7 protein-coding genes are annotated in these 7,637 nt (G+C 56.2%); 2 read left to right on the forward strand and 5 right to left on the reverse strand.

The genetic code is table 11. The features are described 5' to 3' along the window. Window positions 1-67 precede the first annotated feature (67 nt). The 3 genes from U5A58_RS38665 to U5A58_RS38675 all read right to left on the reverse strand — a co-directional run bounded on the left by U5A58_RS38665 (window position 68) and on the right by U5A58_RS38675 (window position 2,858). Window positions 68-1,153 carry a hypothetical protein gene (locus tag U5A58_RS38665; RefSeq protein WP_321965237.1) on the reverse strand — a complete coding sequence of 362 codons (1,086 nt, stop codon included), beginning with the start codon at window positions 1,151-1,153 and terminating at the stop codon, window positions 68-70. Window positions 1,154-1,238: 85 nt separating this feature from the next. Next, a complete protein-coding gene (locus U5A58_RS38670; protein WP_321965238.1) occupies window positions 1,239-1,880 on the reverse strand; it encodes a hypothetical protein in 642 nt (213 codons plus the stop codon). 6 nt (window positions 1,881-1,886) lie between these two features. Then, the gene (locus tag U5A58_RS38675; RefSeq protein ID WP_321965239.1) at window positions 1,887-2,858 is read right to left on the reverse strand and encodes a hypothetical protein; all 972 of its coding nucleotides are present in this window, start codon (window positions 2,856-2,858) and stop codon (window positions 1,887-1,889) included. A gap of 320 nt (window positions 2,859-3,178) precedes the next feature. On the opposite strand from U5A58_RS38675, the gene U5A58_RS38680 reads away from it, so the two are divergent. After that, complete coding sequence (locus U5A58_RS38680; protein ID WP_321965240.1) at window positions 3,179-3,499, forward strand: DNA-binding transcriptional regulator; 321 nt, start codon at window positions 3,179-3,181, stop codon at window positions 3,497-3,499. A gap of 247 nt (window positions 3,500-3,746) precedes the next feature. Here U5A58_RS38680 and U5A58_RS38685 read toward each other — a convergent pair whose 3' ends face one another. Further along, complete coding sequence (locus U5A58_RS38685) at window positions 3,747-4,268, reverse strand: hypothetical protein (protein ID WP_321965241.1); 522 nt, start codon at window positions 4,266-4,268, stop codon at window positions 3,747-3,749. A 1,361-nt stretch (window positions 4,269-5,629) separates the two neighbouring features. Here U5A58_RS38685 and U5A58_RS38690 point away from each other — a divergent pair. Next, entirely contained in the window at window positions 5,630-6,244 is a 615-nt protein-coding gene (locus U5A58_RS38690) for a hypothetical protein (RefSeq protein ID WP_321965242.1), read from the forward strand. 8 nt (window positions 6,245-6,252) lie between these two features. On the opposite strand, the gene U5A58_RS38695 is transcribed toward U5A58_RS38690, so the two are convergent. Beyond that, entirely contained in the window at window positions 6,253-7,335 is a 1,083-nt protein-coding gene (locus U5A58_RS38695; RefSeq protein ID WP_321965244.1) for an IS630 family transposase, read from the reverse strand. Between the last annotated feature and the right edge of the window lie 302 nt (window positions 7,336-7,637).

The raw sequence follows: 7,637 nt of genomic DNA on the forward strand, positions 1-7,637 counted from the left end.
CACCCTCAGTTCGTTGTTCGGGAAATGATACCGAAATGGCGCGCGAGACCCTCCGGACGGGAGAGCGCTAAACGATCTTCGTCACATAGCGCGAATAGACCCAACCTTGAACCGGCGGTGAAACATCGTCCACAGTCCACGCAACGGACGACCACGCCTTTCTTCGGTCTAGCAGAACTACGACCTGGCCGAGTGGCAGCTTGCCGAGCGTGGGAGAGCCGCTCGACGGATGTGTGTGTGCCACCAAATCGATCTTCGAAACGAACCGGAACTGTTGAAGGTCGCTGCGATCGGACCCGTACGCGAGGGTGTTTTTTCTGACTTTTTGTTTGAATTCACGCGGAGTTGTGGGACTCGGGTTATCCTCGAGCCACTTCTTCACGTAATAGTCTCCGATTGGATTGATGATCGCGAAGACTGCGGCGATCAACACCGGAATCACCAGTAAGACGACAAAAGTTCGCAGTCGCGAGTCCTTGAGCGACTCAATCTCCTCAGTAATCGCCTTCACGAATGGCGCCAGTTTCGCTTCTGCCTGCTCGGTTGCTCGATCAACAGCCCTATCGACGATCGCTTGAACATCCACGATGTCAGCGGTTGTCATCGGCGCAGCGGCAGGACCACCGGCTTTCCCCACAGCGGACACGGATTGGACGAGGCCGTCGGCGCTCATCGCATCGACAACCTCGTCAAGTTCGGCGATGGGGTTGGCATTTCGCCACGCCTTGAGGAGGTCCGCGAACTTGTCCGAATCTCCACCACGAGCCGCATCATTCAAGACCTCCACGACCCGCGGGCGCTTAGCCGCGAGACTGCCAGTATCCCATTCGATCGCCTGGATCTGCCGGGCAAACCTTTCTAGTCGCCCCGTAAGGAAGCCCTCTAACGCATCGGTGGAGTTCACCACCCCTAGCTCATGTAATTCGTTCCCCCAGCCGTCTCCCGCTCTAGAAGAGGACGCAAGTCTGGAGGCTAAGGCTAGAAGTGCTCTGGTCTTCTCGGTCTTGGACGAGATCGAGACTGCGTCCGAAAGCAATTGGAGCCGTGCGAGCGACTCTTCGTTGAGTTTCACACTCAATCGCACCTCTTGTCGCTTCGGAGATGACTCGCCGCTCACTTTTTCCGCCGATTCCACCTTCTGTTTTTTAGCCATTTGGTGTCGCCCTCGGTCAGTCTGGTCACGATGGCTGCGGATGGCTCGTCCTGCTCGCCATCCTCATCGCATAGGATTCCGTTGCTCAAGACAAGGAATCAAATTTCTCCCGATGTTTTGCGATGTGCCGTGCGGCAGCGGCTTCCAGTTCATCGATTCTTTCAATGACGTTTCGCAGTTCATTGTCGCGGCTCCATTCATCGCGATGCGTCGTTTCGATGGGCATGCCGGTATGCTTGCGTAAGCGTAGAGCCAGCTCCGATACCTTGAGGCCCAGCTCGGCATAGTCGCGCTGTCTTGCGTGGAAATACTCGCTATGGTCCGGCGGTGTTGCGACGAACTCCGCGATGCCTGCAATGCGGTTCTGGATCTGCTCACGCTGATCTGGCACACGCAATATTGCGTACATCAGATCCTGCGGTAACACCTTCCATTCGACGTCGATGTCTAACGGCTGGAAATCGGGCGCGGTAACAGTGGGCTCGTGCTCTCCGTTTTCGCCCGCAGGTTGCCCATACGCCGTGCCGTCATCGAGGGCGACATGCAGGCACGCATTGGCAAAGCGGTCGAGATGCGATACGACGATCGCAGCGAGATACGCTGTCTCCGTCTTTCGCCTGGATCGGTGGATAAGCCATTCCTTGAGAGCAGTGATCGCTCCGCCGAGGAGCACGCCGCTGATACCCGCTAGCGCCGAAATGATCGCGGAGACGTTGCCTTTATCCATGTTTTTCTAACTCGTAGCCGCGGCCGGCGGGTTACTCTGTTCCCACGCCCGAAAGGTAGCTTGCATCCGATCGCTTAGTCTGAAGAGCTGGTCCGCGCGCTTTTTCAGCATTTCGGTCAACGCGGCATCGCCGAACGCCCTGGCGACTGTCGCAAACGTAATTAGCGCCCTCGTCACGCCATAGGACAATGACAAGGTGGCCCTCAACATGGCACTTGGGTCCGGAATACCTGCCACATGGTATTTCGGCGGGTTCCCGCCATATCTCTCCATCAATTGTGGGCAGTTGCCGTGCACATATCCTGAGTCGACCACGTATGACGTCTTCATCAGGCCACCGATGTTGATCCCTCCCGGCAGCGCGGGGCCGTTCGCGTGAAGTTCATCCATGTACTTGCGAATCTTGAAGCGTTTGAATTCCGGGCGGCTGATCAGATCGGGTAATTCTGGATTTTTGCCTTCCTGCCAATATTCCGTGAAGAAGGTATCCAGAAACTCCTGATGTGCTTCCTTGGCGCCAAGTTCCAGGCCGCGAGCGAGAAACATAATGTCTTCGTTCGCTTCTTCGGCCATCCGCATGACCGCGCTGTGCTCGACATAGTAGTGCGCCTCGAGAAGGAGAAGGGCCGCTCGAGTCGAACTGACCACGCCAGCCATTTTCGGCACGATGGCCTGCTCGAGTCCCTGTTTCGAATACCGGGGCGCTACCTTGTCGCCATAAAGCTTGACCACCTGCGGCGGTTCGATCATCGATGCGATCCGATGCGTCACCTCTTCCATCAACAAGAGCGACTCCCTTACCGACTTCCAACCGGTCACGACGCCTGTATTCACTTCGTCACCATCCTCATGATTTGCCGACCGGGCCACCCCTGCGGTCGGCAGCGTACGCGGGATCTCCTCGGGACTGAATGCGCCCGTGAATGCCTGTTCCCACGCGTTCGTGTTGTTCAGTTGCCGGCGAGCGCTGGGCCTCATCGAGTCGCGGTGCGAATTCGGGCAGTGTGAACGCGGGCGGGCAGGGATTGCCTGCCCACGGCGCCGAGATCGCATGCAGCACGCTCGCCTTGACCCCGAGCATCGCCGCGAAAACGGCATATCGATTAGGTAGATCGTCCATCGAACCTCCCTGTCTATGGGGCGAAATTCTACATGCAGTGCGACGAACAGTTTCGTCCCCAATTTGTCAGATTTCTTGAAAAATATACCACTGGGTGGTATATCTGCACTGTTTTCAAGACTCACACATGCCGACATCGAGAACATGGTGGAGTTGAAGGAAATAGTGGAGATTTGCAATGGCTAAAGCACTGTTCAGAAGCGATGCGTCGGAGGCGATTCATAGCGCAGCATCCGGCCTGCATCGCGCGAAGGTCATCGACAAGAAGACGATGCGCGAGTACGACGACCTGTGCATCGAAAAGGCACCGGAGTTCAATCCGCAAGAGATCGCGCGCATTCGTAAAGGGGTGAAGGTCAGTCAGGGCGTATTCGCTGTCTATCTGAATACCACCGCATCCACTGTTCGCCAGTGGGAGCAGGGTGACAAGAAGCCAAGTGGCATTGCTGCGCGGATGCTTCAACTCGTACAGAAAAACGGCCTTCAGATTTTCGGCTGACGATGACGCTTACCTCGGCGTACCCCGCGTAGTGCAATGACGGAACGTCTTGTCCAAATCACGCCGAATGTCGTGTTCTCGACCGATGTGTTTCCGCAGGTGGACATTGTTCAACGAGGGGCACCCTCGCGAAAGCGAGCGGCAGAGCTTGGCGAACGAGGCATCGATCCTCGTCAGATCGATCTATGGGGTGATGACCCGAAGCATGCCCGTATAGCTCCCATGCCTTGAGTTGTTTTGTTTTGGGTCAGTCATCGACGGTGGTCGACTCATCACCTTTCGGCTTCTCTTTTCGCTTCCAGAAAACTCCCGTGACGGGCACGAGGATTGCGGTCCACAGCCACTTCCAGTTCTCTTTACTGAATTCCTCAAGTCGCTGTATCCCGGTCACCGTCACGGTCATCGAACCGTCGTAGACCTTGACGAGGCGCGGCGTTACTTCCCCGTCTATTTTGAGTAGTGCTTCGAGCGAGACGTGCAGAGGTATCTCACCCGACTTCAGCGGCTTCACAGCCCAGTACCAGTTTGTGGGCTCGGTATCACTCACTCCCTGCACCGCCTCCGACAACTCCGTGATCACAACTGCATCCGAGGCGGCAGAGAGCCTGGCTCTCATCCGAGACGAGATTCGCACATCGTGATTCTCCACGAGTCCGGGCTCCCGAATCATTTTGGCAGCCTGCTCGCCTGTCTCACCCGGAGCGATGGTTAGGTGGACACGCGCCGCAGGGTCGTCGATGTTCATTGGCGGCGGAACATTGAACGCCATCTCTGACTCTTTCGACGCTGCGATTGCAGCGCCAACCTGGGCAAAGCCGGAAACGGTGGGGGAACGATCAAAAAGGCTGCCGGTATTGGCAGGGGAACGTTCGCTGGGGCCGTCGAGGGACTTGCCTAGAGCACCGCCGCCTACAGGCCCGCCTCCATCACTGAAGGATGGGACATGCGGAAGCCGCTCGTCCCCACTTCTATTGCCGCACCAGCATCGATCCAAGCTACAAACCTGACGATCAAACGGCGGAGGACATTTGTCGACGGATCGAGAGGTGACGACGGGTCGGAATGTGTCGTCAGGGATAGCTGGCGCTGGCGCCGCGGCGGACAACAATGCGTAGTCCGCGTGAGTAGTCGCGCCACGCTGGTATGCGATGGTTATCCCGATTGCTGCGATCCAGAGAAGGACTAGCAGTATGCGACGACGAGTTGTCCCCACGATTTCTCCTGCGCTCGGTTGGCGTTTCGAGCATAGGCGAGCGGCTATTTCGACGCGGCCAATATTCGCGTTCAAGTGAGGGCAAGCGCACGGACTTCCCATTGATTCAGCCCAGTGTCTCCGGCACGCATCGACCAGACCATCCCGTGAACTTATTCACAGCATGCCGAAACAAACCCGTCGCCCCAGGATACGAAAAACAACCGCGGCAACGCGATGACCAGTGGCATAGACTGTTCGATGTCGACGACGGGAGATCGCCACGATGCGCTTTGCTGAATATGAAGAATGGACGATCGAAGCCTCTCCGACGATCCTCGTTAAGCAACGTCTTTTTGTGACCGGCGCTGTTCTATCACGCGTTGACTAACGCTTTGTCTTCCATGATCTTGGTAACTTCGTCTATCGAGAATTCGTGCCCCTTATGGTTCCGATGCACAAGGCGGAACGTTTCCATGAGCGATTCGAGTAGCCTTGAATAGGCAGTGCGCGCGCAGCACTGTGCGAGCATCCGGCGCGTCTCTATGTGTTCGATGTGCTCGCGATAGGCAAACGCGACTTGCGCGGCCTATCCCTGTCCGACGCCTGCGCTATCTGCGCGACGCCTTCGGAAACACGCAAACCCTACTTCACGCGAGCGGCGTTGAAGGCGTGGGCGAGTGGTGACATCCGGTCGAAGCGACGCGCAAGACTGTGGGTTACCTCACCAAGCTTAATCTGTTCAACTGGCTTGCATTGCCGGCCCGTGGTAGAACATTCGAAAACTATCTCCAGCCTGTCAGCAATAAATAGGGACAAAATATCTGCGCGCAGAGTGGCCGCTAACGCACTATATCGCTTCTTTGGCCCTCCTTTGCTGTCTAGAATCAAGTATCGCTTCTTTCGCAAGACTAACTCATTCGTCGATGGAGAAAGTGATGCGATATCTGCCGCACATATACAGCACTGTGATGCACGATCCAGACACCGACATCAGCATGTTCTATATATCTGTGCCCGTGCGAACGCTCCCTGCGAAAATGCGAGTGATGCTGCAGTCCGCACACGTTGCTAGAGGCATGGGAGTTTCAGATGCTGATTTTCGATGGACAATTGAAGAGGCGAACACCGCAGCGACGTTGGTAAGAGAGCATCTTGGCTTGCGACCCAATTTAGATTTTCCGGTTTCCAAGGATCCCGTTGGAACGGTGACACAGTTGATTGAAATGACGCTGAAAGCACCGCCTGATGACCCAGCCCCGGAAAAATATGGACTGCGAGGCATGCCCGTCATTACTCGAAAGTTTTTCGCTGAGACAGCTATCATTCCGTTCGAGAACTCGCCGGTCACTGGTATTTCCCTGAGTGACGTTTTGCACGCGTCTGGGGCCGCCGTTGGCGCCTATGCCGGTTTTATCATGGTTCATGAGGGACCGCTCCTGCTCGTGACGGTGCCCGCTGGGATGGTCCTATGCGGGATTGCCAGTGGTCTTTCCCATGGACTGGAAGAGGGGATTCGTCAAAGACTTGTCAAGCTTTTCAAGGAATTTTAGGTCTACGCCTAGTGTTCTGTCCCAGAAATAACTTTGCATAAACGCGCGAGCTTTTCGAGAATGGAATCGGCGGTGGCCGTCCACACGAACGGGCGTTTATGGACGTTGTACTGATCGACGTAACGTTGGATGCTGGAGATCAATTGACGCACGCTCTCGAACGATCCGCGACGAATTGCCTGTTGGGTGATCAACCCGAACCAGCGCTCGACTTGATTGAGCCAACTCGAGTACGTCGGTGTGAAGTGCATGTGATAGCGAGCCCGTCGGGCCAGCCACGCTTTGACCTTCGGATGCTTGTGTGTCGCGTAGTTGTCGACGATAAGGTGCACATCAAGATTCGCGGGCACCGCACGGTCGACGTAATTCAGAAAGGCGATGAATTCCTGATGCCGATGACGCGGTTTGCATTGAGCAATGACTTCGCCCGTAGCGGCATTAAGCGCTGCAAACAGCGTTGTTGTGCCATGGCGAACGTAATCGTGCGTGACGCCCTCGACGTAGCCCAGTCCCATCGGCAACATCGGCTGGGTACGCTCCAACGCCTGACACTGACTCTTCTCATCGACACACAGCACCAACGCGTTGGTCGGAGGGCTCAGGTACAACCCGACGATGTCGCGGACTTTCTCGACGAAGAACGGGTCGTTGGACAGCTTGAAGCTTTTTGTGCGATGGGGTTGCACACCGAACAAAGCGAAGTAACGGGCAACGGAGCTCTTCGATATGCCCGTTTCCTCTGCCGCTGCACGCACGCTCCAATGCGTCGAACCCGAGGGCGTTTCACGCAAGACCTTGCTAAGCAACTCGGCAACAGCCTCATCGTCATGCGTACGGGGGCGGCCGGATTTCGCTTGATCGTGGAGCCCTGCCAAGCCTTGCGCGACGAATCGCTTTTTCCAATGCGTTACCGCTGGCGGCGTGACTGCGCACTGAGCAGCGATCTCGGCATTCGAATGACCATCGGCTGCCATGAGGACAATCTTCGCGCGACGCACCAGAGAATGTGGGAGCGAACGAGAGCGGCTCATCGCCACAAGTTGCTCTCTTTCGCTGGCCGATACTTCCACAGCAATGCCGGGTCGTCCCATGGTCGCTCCTTGAATAAGCTCGATCATAGGACATTACTCATTTAATAAAGTTTCTTCTGGGACAGAACACTAGTTGCATATTTCCTAAAAGCCCAAAGTTGAAAATCATCTAGCGTGCCGCCTCCGACCGCTACCCCGCGGGGCGCCATGGTTGGGGTAATCTTCGAATCATGCGAATTCTGCGCGACTTGCACCTTGTGCTGCACGCGCATGGCGTATCTCCAACTCTCACTTCTCGACCGAGCCGATGCGGGGATTCAAGACGCTTTCGCGACCATGGCAGACGTTCGCAAAACATTTTT

Source organism: Paraburkholderia sp. J7 (genome assembly GCF_905220155.1).
Lineage (GTDB): Bacteria > Pseudomonadota > Gammaproteobacteria > Burkholderiales > Burkholderiaceae > Paraburkholderia.

Excerpts from the sequence above, each read along its gene's own strand:
- U5A58_RS38665 (WP_321965237.1), bottom strand. The coding sequence starts at position 1,153 with ATGGCTAAAAAACAGAAGGTGGAATCGGCGGAAAAAGTGAGCGGCGAG.
- U5A58_RS38670 (WP_321965238.1), bottom strand. The coding sequence starts at position 1,880 with ATGGATAAAGGCAACGTCTCCGCGATCATTTCGGCGCTAGCGGGTATC.
- U5A58_RS38675 (WP_321965239.1), bottom strand. The coding sequence starts at position 2,858 with ATGAGGCCCAGCGCTCGCCGGCAACTGAACAACACGAACGCGTGGGAA.
- U5A58_RS38680 (WP_321965240.1), top strand. The coding sequence starts at position 3,179 with ATGGCTAAAGCACTGTTCAGAAGCGATGCGTCGGAGGCGATTCATAGC.
- U5A58_RS38685 (WP_321965241.1), bottom strand. The coding sequence starts at position 4,268 with ATGGCGTTCAATGTTCCGCCGCCAATGAACATCGACGACCCTGCGGCG.
- U5A58_RS38690 (WP_321965242.1), top strand. The coding sequence starts at position 5,630 with ATGCGATATCTGCCGCACATATACAGCACTGTGATGCACGATCCAGAC.
- U5A58_RS38695 (WP_321965244.1), bottom strand. The coding sequence starts at position 7,335 with ATGGGACGACCCGGCATTGCTGTGGAAGTATCGGCCAGCGAAAGAGAG.